The organism is Lacinutrix mariniflava (assembly GCF_001418015.1).
GTDB classification, from domain to species: Bacteria; Bacteroidota; Bacteroidia; order Flavobacteriales; family Flavobacteriaceae; genus Lacinutrix; species Lacinutrix mariniflava.
In genome coordinates this window covers 1-19,868 of record NZ_LIQG01000032.1, presented here as the reverse complement: position 1 = coordinate 19,868, position 19,868 = coordinate 1, and the positions used below count along the sequence as shown (strand labels likewise).

18 protein-coding genes and 3 tRNA genes are annotated in these 19,868 nt (G+C 31.7%); 7 read left to right on the top strand and 14 right to left on the bottom strand.

Features of this window, described 5'->3' with window-relative positions:
- Positions 1 to 843 carry a phytochrome family protein gene (locus tag ASC44_RS16080; RefSeq protein ID WP_055448645.1) on the bottom strand — a complete coding sequence of 281 codons (843 nt, stop codon included), beginning with the start codon at positions 841 to 843 and terminating at the stop codon, positions 1 to 3.
- A 24-nt stretch (positions 844 to 867) separates the two neighbouring features.
- Entirely contained in the window at positions 868 to 1,440 is a 573-nt protein-coding gene (locus ASC44_RS16075; protein ID WP_241491443.1) for a carboxymuconolactone decarboxylase family protein, read from the bottom strand.
- Between the two features lie 476 nt (positions 1,441 to 1,916).
- On the opposite strand from ASC44_RS16075, the gene ASC44_RS16070 reads away from it, so the two are divergent.
- Together ASC44_RS16070 and ASC44_RS16065 are read left to right on the top strand one after the other, a co-directional pair.
- A complete protein-coding gene (locus ASC44_RS16070) occupies positions 1,917 to 4,691 on the top strand; it encodes a bifunctional aconitate hydratase 2/2-methylisocitrate dehydratase (protein WP_055448644.1) in 2,775 nt (924 codons plus the stop codon).
- Between the two features lie 467 nt (positions 4,692 to 5,158).
- On the top strand, positions 5,159 to 7,426 hold the full coding sequence (locus ASC44_RS16065; protein ID WP_055448643.1) for an aconitate hydratase: 2,268 nt from the start codon (positions 5,159 to 5,161) through the stop codon (positions 7,424 to 7,426).
- An 83-nt stretch (positions 7,427 to 7,509) separates the two neighbouring features.
- Here the strand turns inward: ASC44_RS16065 and ASC44_RS16060 are convergent, their stop codons facing one another.
- Both ASC44_RS16060 and ASC44_RS16055 read right to left on the bottom strand, forming a co-directional pair.
- Entirely contained in the window at positions 7,510 to 8,253 is a 744-nt protein-coding gene (locus tag ASC44_RS16060) for a T9SS type A sorting domain-containing protein (protein ID WP_055448642.1), read from the bottom strand.
- Positions 8,254 to 8,389: 136 nt separating this feature from the next.
- Positions 8,390 to 9,052, bottom strand: a complete 663-nt coding sequence (locus tag ASC44_RS16055) for a hypothetical protein (protein ID WP_152973358.1) — start codon at positions 9,050 to 9,052, stop codon at positions 8,390 to 8,392.
- Between the two features lie 235 nt (positions 9,053 to 9,287).
- Between ASC44_RS16055 and ASC44_RS16050 the strand changes: the two genes are divergently transcribed.
- The 3 genes from ASC44_RS16050 (at position 9,288) to ASC44_RS16040 (ending at position 11,752) form a co-directional block, all read left to right on the top strand.
- A complete protein-coding gene (locus ASC44_RS16050) occupies positions 9,288 to 9,959 on the top strand; it encodes a Crp/Fnr family transcriptional regulator (protein WP_055448640.1) in 672 nt (223 codons plus the stop codon).
- A 189-nt stretch (positions 9,960 to 10,148) separates the two neighbouring features.
- Entirely contained in the window at positions 10,149 to 11,036 is an 888-nt protein-coding gene (locus ASC44_RS16045; RefSeq protein ID WP_055448639.1) for an anti-sigma factor, read from the top strand.
- A 152-nt stretch (positions 11,037 to 11,188) separates the two neighbouring features.
- Positions 11,189 to 11,752 carry a TlpA family protein disulfide reductase gene (locus ASC44_RS16040; RefSeq protein ID WP_055448638.1) on the top strand — a complete coding sequence of 188 codons (564 nt, stop codon included), beginning with the start codon at positions 11,189 to 11,191 and terminating at the stop codon, positions 11,750 to 11,752.
- 3 nt (positions 11,753 to 11,755) lie between these two features.
- Here ASC44_RS16040 and ASC44_RS16035 read toward each other — a convergent pair whose 3' ends face one another.
- The 8 genes from ASC44_RS16035 to ASC44_RS16000 all read right to left on the bottom strand — a co-directional run bounded on the left by ASC44_RS16035 (position 11,756) and on the right by ASC44_RS16000 (position 17,107).
- A complete protein-coding gene (locus ASC44_RS16035) occupies positions 11,756 to 12,901 on the bottom strand; it encodes a lycopene cyclase family protein (protein ID WP_055448637.1) in 1,146 nt (381 codons plus the stop codon).
- Positions 12,902 to 12,906: 5 nt separating this feature from the next.
- Positions 12,907 to 13,356 (bottom strand): sterol desaturase family protein, encoded by a 450-nt coding sequence (locus ASC44_RS16030; protein WP_055448636.1) that lies wholly within the window; start codon positions 13,354 to 13,356, stop codon positions 12,907 to 12,909.
- On the bottom strand, positions 13,356 to 14,195 hold the full coding sequence (locus tag ASC44_RS16025; RefSeq protein WP_055448635.1) for a phytoene/squalene synthase family protein: 840 nt from the start codon (positions 14,193 to 14,195) through the stop codon (positions 13,356 to 13,358). The genes ASC44_RS16030 and ASC44_RS16025 overlap by 1 nt, the downstream gene beginning before the upstream one ends.
- A gap of 3 nt (positions 14,196 to 14,198) precedes the next feature.
- Positions 14,199 to 15,662: a phytoene desaturase family protein gene (locus tag ASC44_RS16020; RefSeq protein WP_055448634.1), complete on the bottom strand. Its 1,464-nt coding sequence runs from the start codon at positions 15,660 to 15,662 to the stop codon at positions 14,199 to 14,201.
- Between the two features lie 46 nt (positions 15,663 to 15,708).
- Positions 15,709 to 16,608, bottom strand: a complete 900-nt coding sequence (locus tag ASC44_RS16015; protein WP_055448633.1) for a MerR family transcriptional regulator — start codon at positions 16,606 to 16,608, stop codon at positions 15,709 to 15,711.
- 111 nt (positions 16,609 to 16,719) lie between these two features.
- Positions 16,720 to 16,804: transfer RNA gene (locus ASC44_RS16010), tRNA-Leu, on the bottom strand.
- A 52-nt stretch (positions 16,805 to 16,856) separates the two neighbouring features.
- Positions 16,857 to 16,929: transfer RNA gene (locus ASC44_RS16005), tRNA-Lys, on the bottom strand.
- Between the two features lie 105 nt (positions 16,930 to 17,034).
- Positions 17,035 to 17,107, bottom strand: a tRNA-Lys gene (locus ASC44_RS16000).
- Positions 17,108 to 17,228: 121 nt separating this feature from the next.
- Between ASC44_RS16000 and ASC44_RS15995 the strand changes: the two genes are divergently transcribed.
- Entirely contained in the window at positions 17,229 to 17,747 is a 519-nt protein-coding gene (locus ASC44_RS15995; protein WP_055448632.1) for a shikimate kinase, read from the top strand.
- On the opposite strand, the gene ASC44_RS15990 is transcribed toward ASC44_RS15995, so the two are convergent.
- Positions 17,739 to 18,242 (bottom strand): phosphoribosyltransferase family protein, encoded by a 504-nt coding sequence (locus ASC44_RS15990; protein ID WP_055448631.1) that lies wholly within the window; start codon positions 18,240 to 18,242, stop codon positions 17,739 to 17,741. The genes ASC44_RS15995 and ASC44_RS15990 overlap by 9 nt on opposite strands.
- 27 nt (positions 18,243 to 18,269) lie before the next feature.
- A complete protein-coding gene (locus ASC44_RS15985; RefSeq protein ID WP_055448630.1) occupies positions 18,270 to 18,650 on the bottom strand; it encodes an RNA-binding S4 domain-containing protein in 381 nt (126 codons plus the stop codon).
- A gap of 79 nt (positions 18,651 to 18,729) precedes the next feature.
- Here ASC44_RS15985 and ASC44_RS15980 point away from each other — a divergent pair, with 79 nt between their 5' ends.
- Entirely contained in the window at positions 18,730 to 19,845 is a 1,116-nt protein-coding gene (locus ASC44_RS15980) for an FKBP-type peptidyl-prolyl cis-trans isomerase (RefSeq protein WP_055448629.1), read from the top strand.
- Positions 19,846 to 19,868: the final 23 nt, after the last annotated feature.

Below are 19,868 nucleotides of genomic sequence, written 5' to 3'. Positions count from 1 at the left end.
TTATGTTTTTAATGGAGCGTTAATTGAGCTAGTACTTACTTTAACAACTTGTTTAAGTACGAGGTCGAGATCCATAGCAGAGGTTTTTAAATGCACAAATATAGCATCATTTAATTGCTCCGGCTTATAAAATTGAGAAATCTCAATCAAACCAAGAATCCTAGTTAAGGGTTCTCTTAAATCATGAGCGTTTATTTTTGATATTTCAAGGAGTTCACTGTTTTTTAATTTTACCTCTTTAGTTTTATTACTAATAATATCCTGTTGGTACTCTAATATTTTCTCAATTTCTTTATTTTTTTTAGCAATTAACTTCAAGGCATTTTCGAGGTTTTTATTTTTTTCTAATAATAGATTCGATAAATGTAATTGTTGAAATTTAGTTGTAAAACTATCTACAAGTAAGTGTAGAATATTAATATCAGTTTTTGTAAATAATTTTTTGTCATCAGATAAAATTGAAACACAAATTTTAATATTTGCACGCTCAAACAACCATCCCCAATGAAGAGGGTTTGTTAATGCATTTAGGTCTATGTATTGGTCGAGTTCTTGTGGTATGTCAGAATTAATTATGGGCACTTTCTCGTCTAAAAGTCTAGTTTCAAAATCATATAGTTTATTAGACTCTATATTTGAGCCACCATTAGAAGAAAACGTGAACGAATACGAATCGTCATTCATTAAAATTGATATTCTTAAAAGACGAGAATCTATTAAATATTTTAAGTTTTTACTGGTAACAGAGACCAATTCTTTAGTATCAAACGCTTTACTAATGCTTCCTGATAATTTAGAAAAAGCTTCATATGTAATTCGATATTTACTTGTTAAAAGATTCAATATTTATATGTTTTAATTAGTTTCTTACTCCATCAATTCTTTATCTATTGTTATTCCAGAAATATCAGCAATAGTATTAAGCATATTTACTAAATCTGCTTGAGCCATTAACTCTTGTATTTCAGCATCATCAAAACCAGCATCTTCTAAAGATTTAAAATCTAAATCAGTTATTTCAGAATGATGTAATGCAGCTTTTGTTACTACTTTAATTGCAATTCTATAGCTTTCAGGAATAAGAGTGGAATCTAAGTTTTCTGTGACTTTAAAACCTTCATTTTTTGAAAATATTTCACTCATATTATCTGCAAAAAGACCGTGAGCTACAGAGCAATAATCGCAGCCTCTTTCTTTAGAAACATTATATATAATAAGTTGCTTTAGTACATTCGGAATATTTCCTTGTATTAAAGTAGCCTTTAATTTTGCCCAATTACCTTCTAATAAAATAGCATTATTACCTTGACATTTAAACCAATTCATTACATACGGGAGTTGAAATGTTTTTTTCGAGTCGTCGTAAATAGCTTTTACTCGTGAATCCGCATCTTCATAAGATACAATTGGGAATCTTTTTTTTGTATGTTTTACTGTCAATAGAAGGTTTTTTTATGTTTTGAGTAAAATTTTAAAGCTTAGTAAAAATATAGAAATATAAATTAGATTCAAAATTAAAAACAATTAGATATTTCACATTTAATAGGCATAGCTTAATTGTCTTTTGATTGTAAAATAACTATTTATTATTATCAAATAGCAAAATATTATCTTTTAGACTTTTGTTACTTGAAGAAATAATTAGTGCACACTTATTAATTTGTTCTTTTTTTGTCTAAAAAAATATCATTTTGACATGTATTTATCTTAATGATTTCATTTTATTAAATAATTCGTAAACATTTCTGAAAAGCGTTACAAATTTTTAAATTCTTCAATATTTCGTACTTTTGAGTTCCAATTTTAATCAAACATTTAATGTTATTTAAACATTAAATATATTTAGAATATGGAAAACACCAAAGCTTACTAACACAGCCTTTAAAGCTGCATAAAAACAGAACTAATTCTATTATATGAACATTTATAACGACTACCTTAAGCAGATCGAGAACCGAAAAGAACAAGGGCTTCATCCACAGCCAATTGATGGTGCAGAATTACTTAGCAAAATCATTGAGCAAATTAAAGATATAGATAACACAGAGAGAGAAGAGTCTCTAAACTTTTTTATCTATAATGTTTTACCTGGTACTACTAGTGCTGCAGGTGTTAAAGCAAAATTTTTAAAGGAAATTATTCTTGGTGAATCAGTAGTAAAAGAAATTACACCTGCATTTGCTTTCGAACAGTTGTCTCATATGAAAGGAGGACCATCAGTAGAAGTTCTTCTAGATATCGCTTTAGGTACAGATGCAGATTTAGCAAAATCAGCATCAGATGTTTTAAAAACACAAGTCTTCCTTTACGAAGCAGATACAGCGCGTTTAGAAGAAGCGCTTAAAAGCGGAAATAGCGTCGCTAAAGATATTATAGAAAGTTACGCGAAAGCAGAATTTTTTACAAAGCTTCCTGAAATAGATGAAAAAATCGATGTTGTAACTTATGTTGCCGGAGTTGGTGATATTTCTACAGATTTATTATCTCCAGGTGGCGATGCGCATTCAAGGTCGGATCGTGAGTTACATGGTCAATGTATGTTTGAGCATAACAAAGACATGCAAAACGAATTATTAGCTTTAAAAAAACAATATCCAGATAAGCGCGTCATGCTAATTGCCGAAAAAGGAACAATGGGAGTTGGTTCTTCTAGAATGTCTGGTGTAAATAACGTGGCTTTATGGACAGGTGTTCCTTTTAGCAAATATGTACCTTTTATTAATTTTGCACCAGTAATTGCTGGTACTAATGGTATTGCTCCAATTTTCTTAACAACAGTTGGTGTAACAGGTGGTATTGGTTTAGATCTTAAAAACTGGGTACAGCAAAAAGATGCTGAAGGAAATACAGTTAGAGATGAAGATGGAGAGCCAATATTAAAAGAAACGTACTCTGTAGCTACAGGTACAATTCTTACAATTAATACAAAAGAGAAAAAATTATATAACGGAGATAAAGAACTTAAAGATATCTCTGCAGCATTTACGCCACAAAAAATGGAGTTTATGAAAGCCGGTGGTTCTTATGCAGTTGTTTTTGGTAAAAAACTACAAACATTTGCTGCTAAAGCTTTAGGTGTTGAAGCACCTCAAGTATATGCAACTTCAAAAGAAATAACTATTGAAGGACAAGGTTTAACGGCTGTAGAAAAAATATTTAATAAAAATGCTGTTGGAACTTCAGGAGCAATTTTACATGCTGGTTCTTATGTGCGAGCAGAAGTTAATATTGTTGGTTCTCAGGATACTACAGGATTAATGACGTCTCAAGAATTAGAGATGATGGCTGCTACAGTTATTTCTCCAATTGTTGATGGTGCATACCAATCTGGTTGTCATACAGCTTCAGTTTGGGATGATAAGTCTAAAGCTAACATTCCAAGATTAATGAGCTTCATGAACGACTTTGGATTAATTACTGGTCGTGATCCTAAAGGAAATTACTTTCCAATGACTGATGTTATCCATAAAGTACTTAACGATATTACAGTTGGTGATTGGGACATCATTATTGGTGGAGATTCACACACACGTATGTCTAAAGGTGTTGCTTTTGGAGCAGATTCAGGAACTGTTGCATTAGCACTTGCTACAGGTGAGGCTTCAATGCCAATTCCAGAATCGGTTAAAGTAACCTTTAAAGGACAAATGAAAGCTTATATGGATTTCCGTGATGTTGTTCATGCAACACAATCTCAAATGTTAAAGCAATTTGGTGGTGAAAACGTATTCCAAGGTCGTGTTATCGAAGTACACATTGGTACGCTTACTGCAGATGAAGCCTTTACATTTACAGATTGGACGGCAGAAATGAAAGCTAAAGCATCTATTTGTATTTCTGAAGACGATACGCTAATTGAATCTTTAGAGATTGCAAAAGGTCGTATCCAAATCATGATTGAAAAAGGAATGGATAATGCTAAACAAGTGCTTAAAGGTTTAGTAGATAAAGCAGAAACTAGAATTATAGAGCTTAAAACAGGTATGAAACCTTCTTTAAGACCAGATGCCAACGCTAAATATCATGCAGAAGTTATTATCGATTTAGATGAAATTGTTGAACCAATGATTGCTGATCCAGATGTAAATAACGATGATGTTTCTAAGCGTTACACACACGATAATATTAGACCATTATCTTACTACGGCGGAACTAAAAAAGTAGATTTAGGGTTCGTAGGATCTTGTATGGTTCACAAAGGAGATATGAAAATATTAGCTCAAATGTTGAAAAACGTAGAAGCTCAATATGGTAAAGTAGAATTTAAAGCACCTTTAATAGTTGCTCCTCCTACATACAATATTGTAGATGAGTTAAAAGCAGAAGGCGATTGGGAAGTTTTAGTAAGATACTCAGGTTTCGAGTTCGATGACAATGCGCCTAAAGGAGAAGCACGTACAGGATACGAAAACATGTTATACTTAGAGCGTCCAGGTTGTAACTTATGTATGGGTAACCAAGAAAAAGCTGCACCAGGAGATACTGTTATGGCGACTTCAACACGTTTATTCCAAGGTAGAGTTGTAAAAGATTCTGGTGAGAAAAAAGGGGAGTCATTATTATCATCTACACCAGTAGTAGTATTATCTACAATTTTAGGTAGAACGCCTACTATGGCAGAATACGAAGCAGCAGTAGATGGTATTGTTTTAACAAAATTCAAACCTTCTACAAAGCAATTAGTTAGATAATAAATAGATTACATTATAATAATTCAAAATCCCGAGCCTTAGGCTTGGGATTTTTTTATATGTCACTTCTAGTAGTCCATATTTAAATTGGGATGTATCGAGAAGTTGGGCGTTGGCAGAAGGGTCGGGTTCTTCGCTATATCTTTTTTAACGTCATAAAAAAGGCTAAGAGGTAATCCATCTTTTCAAATACCTTTTTTAATATAATTTAGTGTCTTTTATTCCTGAAAAAAGGGTGCCACTACAATTGTGAAACACTCACGAATACCTATTTAATAAAATAAGTGAGTAATGTCCAACACGCTTCAAAACTATATTCAATTAACGTTAATTAAACCATTTTTAACCTCAGGTTATTCAGGTATAGAAAAAACCTATTTTAGAATCAATCTATAATAGCTTTGCAGCTTTTAAAGCCAATCTCTATTTTGTATATTAGTAGAATAAAATTTAAAAAAATAAATAGTATGGCATTCGATATTGACATGATTAAGAAGGTTTACAGCCAAATGGCAGAACGCGTTGATGCAGCTCGTGAAGTTGTTGGTAAACCATTAACACTTTCAGAGAAAATTTTATATAATCACCTTTGGGATGGTAAAGCAACGAAAGCTTTTACTAGAGGAAAAGACTATGTAGATTTTTCGCCAGATCGTATTGCATTACAAGATGCTACTGCTCAAATGGCTTTATTGCAATTCATGCAAGCAGGAAAAACCAAAGTGGCTGTGCCAACGACTGCACATTGCGATCACTTAATCCAAGCAAAAGACGGTGCTTCTACAGATTTAAAACATGCTAACGATGTGTCTAGTGAAGTTTTTAATTTTTTAGAATCCGTATCAAATAAATATGGTTTAGGTTTCTGGAAACCAGGAGCAGGAATTATTCACCAAGTAGTTTTAGAAAATTATGCATTTCCAGGAGGAATGATGATTGGAACAGATTCGCACACCGTTAATGCTGGTGGACTAGGAATGGTTGCAATTGGTGTTGGTGGAGCAGATGCTGTAGATGTTATGGCAGGAATGGCCTGGGAACTTAAATTTCCAAAACTAATAGGTGTTAAGCTAACAGGTAAATTATCTGGTTGGACAGCTCCAAAAGATGTGATATTAAAAGTAGCAGGAATTGTATCTGCTAAAGGAGGAACTGGAGCTATAGTTGAGTACTTTGGAGAAGGCGCAATTTCTATGTCTTGTACAGGAAAAGGAACCATTTGTAATATGGGAGCCGAAATAGGAGCAACAACGTCCACTTTTGGTTACGATGATTCAATGGAACGTTATTTACGTGCCACAGATAGAGCAGATGTTGCAGATGAAGCAAATAAAATTAGACCATATTTAACTGCTGATGCTGAAGTTTATGCTAATCCAGAACAATACTTCGATCAAGTTATAGAAATTAACTTATCAGAATTAGGACCATTACTAAACGGACCTTTTACACCAGATTTATCAACTCAAATTGGTAAAGATATGGGGGCGGCTGCAAAAGCAAACGATTGGCCAATAAATGTAGAATGGGGATTAATAGGGTCTTGTACAAACTCTTCTTACGAAGATTTATCTCGTGCTTCTTCTATTGCACAACAAGCTATAGACAAAGGTTTAAAAATGAAATCAGAATTAGGAATTAATCCTGGTTCAGAAAAAGTAAGATATACTGCCGATAGAGATGGTATTCTTGGAATATTCGAAAAATTAGACGCTAAAATATTTACAAATGCTTGTGGACCATGTATTGGGCAATGGGCAAGATATAGCGATCCTAAAAACGCACCTAAAAATAGTATTGTACACTCTTTTAATAGAAACTTTGCTAAACGTGCCGATGGTAATCCAAACACACACGCCTTTGTAGCATCTCCAGAAATAACTGCTGCAATTGCAATTGCAGGTCGATTAGATTTTAATCCGTTAACCGATAAGTTAATTAACGAAAACGGAGAAGAAGTCATGTTCGATGAGCCTACAGGATGGGAGTTACCTCCAAAAGGTTTCGAAGTTAAAGATAATGGTTACTTAGAACCTATGGCAGATGGAAGTGGTGTTGAAGTTGTTGTTAGCCCAACATCAGAGCGTTTACAATTATTAACGCCATTTACACCTTTAGGTAATGAATTAAACGGACTTAAATTACTTATAAAAGCGTTTGGTAAATGTACTACAGATCATATTTCTATGGCAGGACCATGGTTACGTTTCCGTGGACATTTAGATAATATATCAAACAATTGTTTAATTGGTGCAGTTAACGCTTTCGGTAAGAAAACAAACTTTGTTAAAAACCAATTAACAGGAGAGTTTGGAGGCGTACCAGATACAGCGCGTGCATATAAAGCAGCAGGTATAAATACTGTTGTTGTTGGGGATCATAACTATGGTGAAGGCTCTTCAAGAGAACATGCAGCTATGGAGCCAAGACATTTAGGTGTTGCAGCTGTAATTGTAAAATCTTTTGCACGTATCCATGAAACAAACCTTAAAAAACAAGGTATGTTAGGCTTAACATTTGCAACTGAAAGTGATTACGATTTAATTCAGGAAGATGATACTTTTAACTTTGTTGATATGGCCGATTTTGCACCAGAAAAACAATTAACTTTAGAGGCTGTTCATGCAGATGGAAGTAAAGATGTAATTATGTTAAATCATACGTATAACCAACCTCAAATAGATTGGTATAACGAAGGTTCTGCATTAAATTTAATAAAGAAAGAAAACATGTAATTGTTACATTACTCGTTTATAATAAAAAACTCTTGAGTATATCATCTAGAGTTTTTTTAGTTTTAAAATATTAATAAATAGTATTAATGTTTAATAAATTTAAAAGATTCATTTGCGTTATTATTTGATAGAGTTAAAATATATATCCCATTGCTTAATGCTGAAATGTCTACAGATTCTACTTTAGTAGGTCTTTTATTAGTCTCTATTAGCTTACCATCCATACCGTATATTTTGTAGTGTAAGTCTTCATTCTGATTTATAAATTTAATGTTCTCACTATCAATAGTATATTTAATATCTTTTAAATCAGTACTAATGGTTGATAATGTAGAGTCAAATTCACTTCTCATAGTTACCGCTGTATTATTTAGTAAGTTAGTCAATGCTCCTCCCAGCCCATTAGTTTTATATACTCTTAGATAATAAGTATCTGCAGAGTTTACTTCACTAATTTTCAATTCAAAATTTCCGCCAACAAATATTATAACAGGATAAGAGTCACAAACCATTTCTTCCAATAAGTTCATATCGTCATTAGGAGCTTTAAAAAGCTGGTATTGTACATTCGTAAATAACGACGTGCCAGCGCTAATCATACCAACAGTCATTTTATTGTTTCCAGGCGCTACAATATGTTTGTAAAACACGTCTTCGTTTGTAGAGCAGGCCGGTGTTAAGCCCGAAGCCGTTGCAGAATTGTAGTCTAGTACATTTGTGGCCATGTCTGTACCATCAATCATAATAGGGTTGCTAATCGAGTTGCCATCTTGAGAGTAGGCTACGCTAATACTCAAGGTTAAGATAAGTAGTAATTGTTTTTTCATGGTGTTAAAATTTAGAGATTAATAAGTAGGTTAAATTATTTTGAAACAGAATTTATAGTTGAACAATTATTAATAATATTGTGTTTACTTCTATGATTAGGATTGGGAGCTAAATAAAAGAGAGTAGTAATTCTAGTTATCTTACTTGTAGTATTGTAAAATAACTTTCGGCAGTATTTCCAATAATATTTAGATTTACTAACGAGCTAGTAGCTTTAAATGTAATTATATCTCCAGCGGTTAAGCTAACTAAAGTTTTTACCGATCTAATTGGAGGTGTTGCGTTAATAGATAGTATACCAATATTGGCAAAACTATTTTTGCACTCTAATACGTTATTTTTGTAAATAGAAATGCCGAAGTCTGTACTAACTGAAATAGCCGAGCTCGCTTTTATTTGTGCATGCAAACTATAGATGCCATCTTGCTTAGCAGTAAAAGAATGTGTTGTAGTATCATATTCGTCATTTAAATCAAAATCTTCACTATCAAAAGGCATAGTAGCCAAACCTGAAACTAAAGTTAAATTAACTAAACTTGCGGAAGAGAACTTTCCTTTAACGGCAGACTTAATTACGCTATGTATAATTTGTGCAGCTTCAACTCTTTTAATAGTACCAAGGTTTGAAATAACTAATATTGAGTCACTAATTGTGTCTTCATTAGTTTCGTGAATAATAGATCTTACTCTTAAGCTACCATTTACGTCTAACGTAGCGGTTGGAGTGTCTGTTCCGATTCCTACTTGTGAGTAGGCAGTAATACTTAGTAATGAAAATAATAAAATGGTTAACTTCATGGTGTTTAGTTTCTTTTTTGAAAAAAACAACACTTCAATTAACTTAATTGGAAATAGCATTGTAAATATAATAATAATTACTAATTAATAGTTTAAAACCATATTTATTCGACGAAATACATTTGTGTAAGTGTTTTTATCAATATTCAATCATCTCATTTTCATTTATAAAGTTTAGTAAGGAGATTATAATTTATTCGACTAATAAATTTCATTAATAATAACTTCATATAAAATGAATTCACTTTGGTTTTTCGAAGACACTAATCTTTTTAAAGTATTGTGCCCTCACAAGTTTAAAGCATACAAGAAAAATCACGATTTTGATGCTTATAAAAAGAAGGATTATATTTATTTTACTGAAGATTCAGCGAATAAAGTTTACCTAATAGAACAAGGTAAAGTTAAGGTGGGCTATTATAGTGAAAATGGAAAAGAGGTAGTTAAAGCTATATTATCAAAAGGACAATTGTTTGGAGAAAAAGCGATTTTAGGTGAGTTAAAACGAGATGAGTTTGCACAATCAATAGATAATAGTACTTCAATTTGTCCAATAAGTGTTGATACAATGCATGAGCTTATGAGAGATAACCAAACGTTTAGTTTTAAGGTTTATAAGTTTATTGGGTTTAAATTTAAAAAACTAGAAAGACGTCTTCAGCTTTTAATGTTTAAAGATACTAAAACAAGATTGTTAGATTTTTTAGACGAATTATGTACAGATTATGGATACGACTGCCCAAATACTGGAGATCATGTTGTTAATCATCCTTATACTCAAAAAGATATAGCTTCCTTAATTGGTACTTCTAGACCAACTTTAAACATTTTAATTAATGAACTTAAAGAGGATAAAATTTTAGATTTTAATAGAAATGAAATTAGAATGTACAAACGAATAGCTTAGTCATACTAATTATATTTATTTAAATATAGGAGCGCAAACTTTAACCATAGTCTTTACTATGGTTTTTTTATTTTAATCCATAGGAATAATTTTTTTTATAAAAATCAAGTTATGTTAGCTAGCTAACATTTCATAAGAAGTGAGTCTCTTAATTTTGTATTAACAAATACAAACTTAAAAAACAAAACAATGATTAAAAAAATGATTTTAGGAGCCTTGGCATTAGGTTTTTTTGCCACCTCTTGTAGTAATGATGACGACGCTGCCACGGCAGTATCAACAACTTCACCTTTAACAGTAGAGTTTAATGGTTTAGAAGAATTAGGAGCCGATTTTGTATACGAAGGATGGATAATAGTGGATGGTTCTCCTGTGTCTACAGGAACGTTTACTTCTGTAGAATCACAAACATTTCAAGTAAATACAGTGCAATTAGAGGCAGCGACAAAATTTGTATTATCAATAGAACCAGCAGTAGATCCAGATCCTACACCAGCAGATACTAAAGTATTAGCAGGCGATTTCTCTGGCAACTCTGCTAGTGTTTGGGTTGCGCCAGTAACAGTAAATGCAGATATGTTTACAGACTCATGGGGAAGATTCTTTTTAAGAACACCTACGGATGAGACGGGAACTAATAATGGAAACGATGAAAATGGTATTTGGTTTGGAACTCCAGGAGCTCCGCCAACAGCAGGTTTAGGTTTACCTACATTAGCTCCAGGTTGGAAATATGAAGGATGGGTAGTTGTCGATGGAGTTGGTCCAATATCAACAGGAACGTTTACAGGTTTAACAGAAGTAGATGATTCTAATAATTTTAGTGGAATAGAGAGTAATGTAGGACCTCCAATTCCAGGTGAAGATTTTTTCTTAAACGCACCAGTAGGTGTTACTTTTCCATTAGATGTTAGAGGACGCACAGCTGTAATTTCTATTGAGCCTTTTCCAGACGATTCTCCTGCGCCATTTGCTATGAAGCCATTGTTAGGAGTAGCTGGAACAGAAACGGCACCAACAACACATGATTTAGGACTAAATTTAAGTTCTTTACCAACAGGAACAGTAACGAGATAAAATATTTCAGAATACTATATCTCCCTCTATAAATAGAGTTTATAAGGTACTATAGTATAGTTTGTTTTTATTAGATTTGAAGCGTTAATCGAAAGGTTAGCGCTTCATTATTTTAAGGAAAGTTAAAGTAAAATTAAATATTGATATAGGTTATGGCAAAAAGAAAAATTTCAACTAAAAATATTATTTTTATAATAATTATAGCTCTGTTAGTTATTCCGCAAACACGTCAGCAAATTCAAATAGCATTACATACTGTAATGGCAAAAATGAGCCCTAAAGTAGAGCAGGAAGATGATTTAGAACAGGTTAGTAGCTATAATTGGCAATTACAGGATTTAGAAGGAAATAGCTTTCAATTAGATCAAGCAAAAGGAAAAGTAACACTCGTGAATATGTGGGCAACATGGTGTCCTCCTTGTATTGCCGAGATGCCTTCACTTCAAGCATTATACAACGATTATAAGGATAAAATTGAATTTGTTTTAGTATCTAATGAAGAGGAGAAAGTTATAAAAGCTTTTTTTAAGGAAAAGAATTATAATTTAAAAACGTATTCGCCATTAACAGAAGCTCCTGAAACATTTAATGTAAAAAGTATCCCTAGAACTTTTTTGCTAGATCGAGACGGAAATATTATTATTGATGAGTCTGGTGCTGCGAATTGGAATAGTGAAACTGTTCGTAATACTATAGATGAATTACTAAAGATTTAAAAATTACAAGGTCTTAAAAAATGCTTTTATAAATGCTAAAGAGAATAAAGACTTCATAATCTTAAATTCTTCTAAAAATGAAGAGTCCTCATCTAAAAACCGAAACATAGTTTCTATTGAGTTCTTAGCATAAAACTGCTCGAAAATCCACTCTCCTTTGTCATTTTCGTCAAGTAAAACTTTTAGAAATATTTTATCGTAGAATTTATATTTTTTCTTAAATAACCCATAAGATGGCTGTTTCTTTTGCTTTAAATTCTCAATAATCTTGGTGACCTTCTTTTCTGTGTTTTTAAACGAATAACCTGTAGAACCTTTAATCCAACCACCACCGGTACCAATTTTTGTAATGGTTTTAGTCGAATAATTTTCGAAAGGAAAATTCGTCATTGGGATACTTCCGCTTTCAGTTTCTAATATTTTATAATTTTCAATTTTTAAAATATCATTTACATATTTCTTTATAAAAGCGTCGTAGGTTGCCTCATCTACCAAATTAGGAGTAAAATACGTAAACTCTATAAGTGCTTTAGTCCTAGAGAAAGGCAAAACATAAGTAAACGTAGTTTGTTCTCCATCTTTAAGCCTATAATCCATCATAGTAAATTGCTTCGGATTAAAAACCGGATTTTCTGTTTCAATAATTAGACCTTTAAAATGCTGAGTAATTTTTGTGTAATTATTTAATTCTGAAGAGTAGTCTTCAGTAATTCTACTATCGAAAATATGATGCGCAGAGTAGGAGTTCGATTCTGTTTTTATTAATGGTTTCGTAGAGTCTTCAATCGAAATAACATTGTCTATAATAAAATGAACATTGGGGTTTTTAGAAAGTATTCGCTTAGCTTCAGAATAAAAATCTAAAGCACGTACCGTTTTGTAAGTATAAGGACTTAGGTTTAGTGTAAGTTGTTTTTTAGAAGAGTAAAATAGGGCTTTATTCCAAGATTTTTCAACGATATTATCCCATTTCCCGATGCCTTTCTCCCAAAAACTCCACGTTTTATCGTTTGTAGATTTAGTAGACTTATCTATTAAAGCAATCTGTTTTCCAACAAAAAAAGAATCTTTTGCTAATGCTAAAGCTAATTGTAAACCAGCAAGACCGTTACCAATAATAATATAATCAAAAGACTTGTTATTAGGCATTTAGTTTAGCGCTTAAAATATTTAAAAGGAACAAATAACATTCCAAAACATTCGCCATCACCTTTTCCTAAATGTTTGTGATGCATTTTATGAGCACGTCTCAAGCCTTTGGCGTACCAGTTATTAGAATTTCTTAATAATTTAAAACGTTGGTGAATAAAAATATCATGGACAATAAAATAGGAAGCACCATAAGCCATTATTCCTAAGGCTATTGGTAGACAATACCAAACGCCTTCATAGCTCCAAAGATAAAAACAGGTCATACTAACTATAGCGTAAAAAATAAAAAAAGCATCATTACGTTCAAACCAACTATCATGTTCTTTATGGTGATGATCTTTATGTAAAGACCATAAAAATCCATGCATTATATACTTATGTGTAAACCACGCCATAAATTCCATGGCGCTAAATGTAGCTAAAAAAACGAGTATCCAGAATAGAATTTGCATTACAATAAATTTAATTGATATTTTACATAACTCCTAGTTAAAAGCTCTACTTTTTTATAGTTTGGAACTCTTACACGGGTGTTTTTTATTTCTAAAGCGGGTGTCTTTTTTAATTTTTTTAATAATTGATTGTAATAGCGATAAGCCATAAAAACACCAAATTTTGCTTCTATTGGTAATAGTTTAATACCTTCTAATCCTTTTGAAAAATCGCTTTCAATATCTTTTATAATTAACTCCTTAGCACCTTCATCAAGGTTATTTAAATCTGTATTTGGAAAATAAGTACGTTCAAGAACATCAAAATCTGCTTTTAAATCTCTAAGAAAATTTACTTTTTGAAAAGCAGATCCCAAGGACATAGCAGATGCTTTTAATTCATTATATTTATCATTGTCTCCATTAACAAATACTTTTAAGCACATAAGTCCAACAACATCTGCAGAGCCATAAATATAATCATTGTATTCGTTTTCCGTTAAATAAGTGGTTTTAGAAAGGTCAAGTCTCATACTTTGCATGAACGAATCGACCATATGTTTTTCTATATTATATTTATGATATGTATGTTGAAAAGCATTTAGAATAGGATTTAGGCTAATTTTATCTAATAAAGAAGCTTCTAAATCGGCTTCAAATCTTTTAAATAATGTGTCTTTATCATAGTCATGAAACGAATCTACAATCTCATCTGCAAATCTTACAAAACCGTAAATATTGTAAATATCTTGTCTTATAGAAGTAGCAAGCATTTTGGTGGCCATAGAAAAAGAGGTACTGTAAGATTGCGTAACAATCTTACTGCAGCTATTTGAAACCGTATCGAATAATGCCTTCATAAATTAATTATGGTGTTTTTTAATTAATCCTGCAACTAATTTTCCAGATATTAGGGCTGGAGGAACTCCGGGACCAGGAACTGTTAATTGTCCAGTAAAATATAAATTCTCTACTTTATTGCTCTTTAAATTAGGTCTTAAAAAGGCAGTTTGCATTAAGGTGTTGGCCATACCATATGCATTACCTTTGTAAGAATTATAATCCTTTAAAAAATCATTTACACAAAATGATTCCTTAAAGATAATTGATTCTCTAACATCTTGTGAAGTTAAATTTTCAAATCTTTTTAGAATTTTTTCAAAATAGAGAGCTCTTAATGCTTCTGTATCTTCAATCCCAGGAGCTAGTGGTATTAAAAATATTCCAGCTTCTTTATCTGTAGGAGCAGAGCTTTCATCTGTAATACTCGGGAAACTTGCATAAAACAATGGGTTCTCAGGCCATTTAGGATTGTCGTAAATATCTTGGGCATGAACATCGAAATCTACATCGAAAAACAAAGTATGATGATTAACGTTTTTTAATTTTTTATTGAAACCAACATAAAATAATAGAGAAGACGGAGCGAATGTTTTTTTACTCCAATATTTTTCAGAGTATTGCCTATACTTTATATCAAGTAAGGTTTCACTGTGGTGGTAATCTGCACCACTTAAAATTATATCTGCATTATGTGTTTCTCCGTTTGAAATAATACCAGTAGCTTTTCCATTATCTACAATAATTTTATCAATTGGGCTATCGGTTTTAATAATGACACCTAATGATTTTGCTAAAGACTCCATTGCAAGTACTACCTGATACATTCCTTTTTTAGGATGAAACGTCCCGATACCAAAATCGGCATAGTTCATAAAGTTATAAAATGAAGGTGTCTTACTTGGTTTAGCGCCTAGAAATAGAACAGGGAATTCCAGTATTTGTGCTAATCGATCATTTTTAAATTCCTTCCTTACGTCTCGTTTTATTGTACTTAAAAACTGACTTATCTTTTTTATAGTTACAGGAGTCACTAATTCTAAAGGCGAAACTCCCGGCCTGTAAACTAAATCTTTAATAGCAACATCATAGTTGTTTTGTGCATTATCAATAAGTTTCTTTAGCTTTTTAGAACTTCCTGGTTCTTCTTTTTCAAAAGCTGAATATATTTTTTCTATTGTATCTTCAATGGTTATGTAATCATCTTTACCAAAATAGACGCTGTAGGCAGGGTTTAGTTTTTCTAATGTGTAAAAATCTGAAGGTTTGGTATTGAAATCTGAAAAGAAGCGCTCAAAAACATCAGGCATCCAATACCATGTTGGTCCAATGTCAAAAGTGAATCCGTCTCTCTTTAGCTGTCTAGCACGACCTCCAATAGTTTTGTTTTTTTCAAATAGGGTTACTTTATTACCTGATTGTGCTAAATAGCATGCAGCAGATAATGAGGAGAATCCTGAACCGATAATATGTATAGTTTTATTCATTTGTTTAACAAATATACAGAATAATTAAACATAATTAATTATTTATTTAAATTGACTCTAATAAGTGTTCAATAGAGTTGAATTTGGAAATGTTCTCTGGTAACTTTTCTTTATCAATAATATGTGTTTTGTAACCTAAAATGGAAAGACTTACGCCTTTATTATTTGTAATCTTTTCATTGAAATCATTTATATAAGAATAGATCTCTTTATTGTCGGGTTCAACAGTAAAGTAAGTTATAAACGTAATATCTTTAAATAGGGTTTTAAGATTACTTAAATTATCTATAGGAACACTTGCTCCTAAGTATATGGTATGGAAGCCTCTTCTTTTTAATTCGTAATTAACAAATAATAAACCAATATCATGAATTTCATTCTCAGGTAAGAATAAAACAAATGTTTTGGTATCATTATCAGGTTCAATAGTTCCTAATTTTTCTATATTAATTAGTACTTTCTGCTTTATAAGAGTGGAAATAAAATTCTCATGAGCTGGCATTATCGTATTAGTTTGCCATAATAAACCAATATCATTAAATAGTGGTATAAAAATAGAGTAGAAAAGCGTATTAAAAGGTTTTAGAGCTAATTGGTCATTGTAAGTATTGTTGAATAATACTTGGTCAAAATTTAACATTGAAATCTTTAAATCGTTTATTACGTTATCTTCAGTTTTCTGTATTAGCGCAATCTCTTTGACTTTTTCTAATATATCTTCCGCATTAAGCTTAGCTATTTTCGATATTTTTATACCATTATTATTGAGGTACGTTATGTTTAATAGCTTTTGAAGGCTTTCAAGGTTATAGTTCCTAATATTAGTATCAGATCTATTAGGTTCAAGGAGCATGTATCTCTTTTCCCAAATTCGAATAGTGTGCGCTTTGACTCCAGATAGATTTTCTAGGTCTTTAATACTAAATTTTGTTTTTATTTTGTTCATCTTATTGCTAAAATAGTCAAACAAAACAAAATAATAACCTTAATGAAAGTATTTATTGATTATTAAATTAAAAATAGAGAAGTGTTTTTATTTAAGAAGATCTTTTTAATGTGCGCACGAGAAGACTCGAACTTCCACGATCTAATAGATCACTGGCCCCTCAAGCCAGCACGTCTACCAATTCCGCCACGTGCGCATTTAAAATTTAAATAAAAAAAAATGTTAAGCGAAGCTTAACTTTTTTTTAGTGACCGGGCTGGGGCTCGAACCCAGGACCCTCTCCTTAAAAGGGAGATGCTCTACCAACTGAGCTACCAGGTCATTTTAATATTCGAATGTTTATTTTCAGTCATTTTTTATAATATGCATAAAGTATGCTTACTAAAAAAAATAATAAAAAAAGTTAAGCTAGGCTTAACTTCTTAGTGACCGGGCTGGGGCTCGAACCCAGGACCCTCTCCTTAAAAGGGAGATGCTCTACCAACTGAGCTACCAGGTCATTCGTTATTCGGGTGCAAATATAGAACCTTTTATTAGTATTCCAAGTGTATTCTATTTTTTTTTTGTTTTTTTGTCTTCTTAAATTCTACTTATTTAATAATCAAATAATAAGACCCAAAATGAATATTGTTTTAATTGGATACATGGCATCTGGAAAATCTAAAATAGGTATCGAGCTATCAAAAAAGTTAAATTACACCTTCAAAGATTTAGATCATGTAATCGAAAAAGGAGAAAAGAAGAGTATAAGTGAGATTTTTAGAGATTCTGGTGAATTGTATTTCAGAAAAAAAGAAAAAGAATATTTAGAATCTCTAATCAAGGACTCTACTAGCTCCGTTATTTCGCTTGGAGGTGGTACGCCATGTTATTTTGATACCATGGATAGTTTGTTAGCTAATACTAGTTTAAAAACAGTATATCTAAATGTTAGTATTCCTGTATTAGTAAATAGACTTAATAACGAAAAATCTAAAAGACCATTAATATCTCATATAAAGACAGATGACTTATTAGCAGAGTTTATTGGAAAACATCTTTTCGAAAGAGCTTCTTTTTATAATAAATCGGAAGTTAAAATTAATGCCAATGGAAAAGTGAAAGATATTGTTGAAGATCTTATACTCCAATTATTTTAAATTTACTTCATACTTTTTGCCTTCTAATATTACTTCAACATGTTCCTTTAAAGATGTCGAAAGAGAGATGCCTTTAAAATCGGCCTTAACAGGATATTTTTTATGGTTTCTATTAACTAGTACAGCTGTTTTAAAATTCTTTAATGGTACATCTAAAAAGTGTTTTACACCATAAATAAGTGTAGTGCCTGAGTTTAGAACATCATCAATAAGGATAACCGATTTATTTTTGTATTCTTCCTTTGGTATGGATGTTCTTATAGTTTCTAATGGATTTTTTTTGTCAATAATTACTTTACATAAGATAGGTTCCAATGGTGATATCTTACTTAAAACAGATTTTAGTTTTTTTGCTAAAATGTAGCCATTAGAATCTATTCCAGCTAAAATCACTTCAGTTTCATTACTATTTACTTCATAAATTTGATATGCAATTCTTCTTATTTTATGAGTTATCTCGTCGTGAGAAAGAATGCGGTTTTTTAAAGTAGTCATAATTTTTTATATAATTTAAAGGAGTAATTATTCTTCTTCCTCATTTTCTCTGTAAACATCGTCAATGTTTCTTCGATCTTTCTTAGTAGGTCTTCCTGTGCCTTTTTTTCTATAATAATCTTTTGCGTATTTAAGTAATTCCTGAGATTCAAAGGCTGACTTAGGAGTTGTATCCACTCTGTAAATGTCAACTAGTTTAGCTCCTACACGGTTTGGTGGTACATCTAAAATAGAAATAGTGTAATTAATTTGATTTTTTCTTAACTCAACTTTATCCGTTGGGTACACCTCTCTACTTGGTTTGGCAACTTGGCCATTAACCTTAATATGTCCTTTTTTGCATGCTGTTGTAGCGATATTTCTTGTTTTAAAATATCTAACACACCATAAATACTTGTCAATCCGCATATAATTTAACTTAATTCTACGTTAATGATATTGTGCAAAGTTATTATATAGTTTATCTTGCACCCAAAAATAAGCAAAAATGAATTTAAGAAAATTTTTAATCCCAATTTTATCGTTGTTTTTTATCGCTTTCTCTTGTAAAGATGATGATGATGGTGATATTTTAGTAGCTGAAATTAGAGATTCGCAAGAAGTTTCAGATGAGAATGATGAAGAAATTCTTACATATTTAGATACTCATTTTTTTAATTATGAAGATTTCGACTTTGCAGATGCTTCAAACCCTGCTAATGACGAATTTATTATTGTTTTAGATACAATATCAGCAATCAACGGTACTCAGGATAAAACACCCATTTCTAATTACTTTAATCAAGCAGATGGTGTTTATCCAAGACTAGAAGTTAAAGTAGTCGATATAGGTGATGATGTAGATTACAATTTATATACATTAAAAATTAGAGAAGGAGATGGAGATTCTATTAATCCTTTAGATTTAGCAGCTGTGTTATATGAAGGAATGATACTTGATGGGACAGTGTTTGATAGTCAGGTTTCAATAGGAGTAGGTCAACCTTTTAGTTTAACAGCTGTAGGGACAGCGGGAGGAGTAGTTTCTGGATTTAGGGAAGGTATTATAGAGTTTAAAACATCTACAGGATACACAGAAAATGGAGATGGTTCTTTGGTTTATAATGGGCATGGTATTGGTACTGTAATAATGCCTTCAGGTTTAGGTTATTTTGCTTCACCAGCGTCGACTGTTATAGCTCAATATAACCCTTTAATTTTTAATTTAAGAGTTATTTCGAGAAGTAATACGGATTATGATTTAGATGGAGTACCATCACACATAGAGCATCCGGATGGAGATATTACAGGAGAAGAAGATAATATAGATGGTGATTTATTAGTAAACTTTATAGATAATGATGACGATGGTGATGGTGTGCTAACTAGAGATGAAGTTCAACAAAAAGAATATGAGGATGATGGTACAAATCAATTCATGACTAAAGCAGAAGCCAAAGCTTATTTTACAGCTAATGCAGCAGCAGATGAAATTTTTATTAGTATCGAGGCGGAGCTAGATGGAACGTATACATTACACACTCTAGTAGTACCTTCAACAATGGTAAATGGAGTCTCTGTACCAAATTACTTAAATTCTGATATTACAATAGAATTGGAATAGTTGAAAATACTTAAATAAAAAAA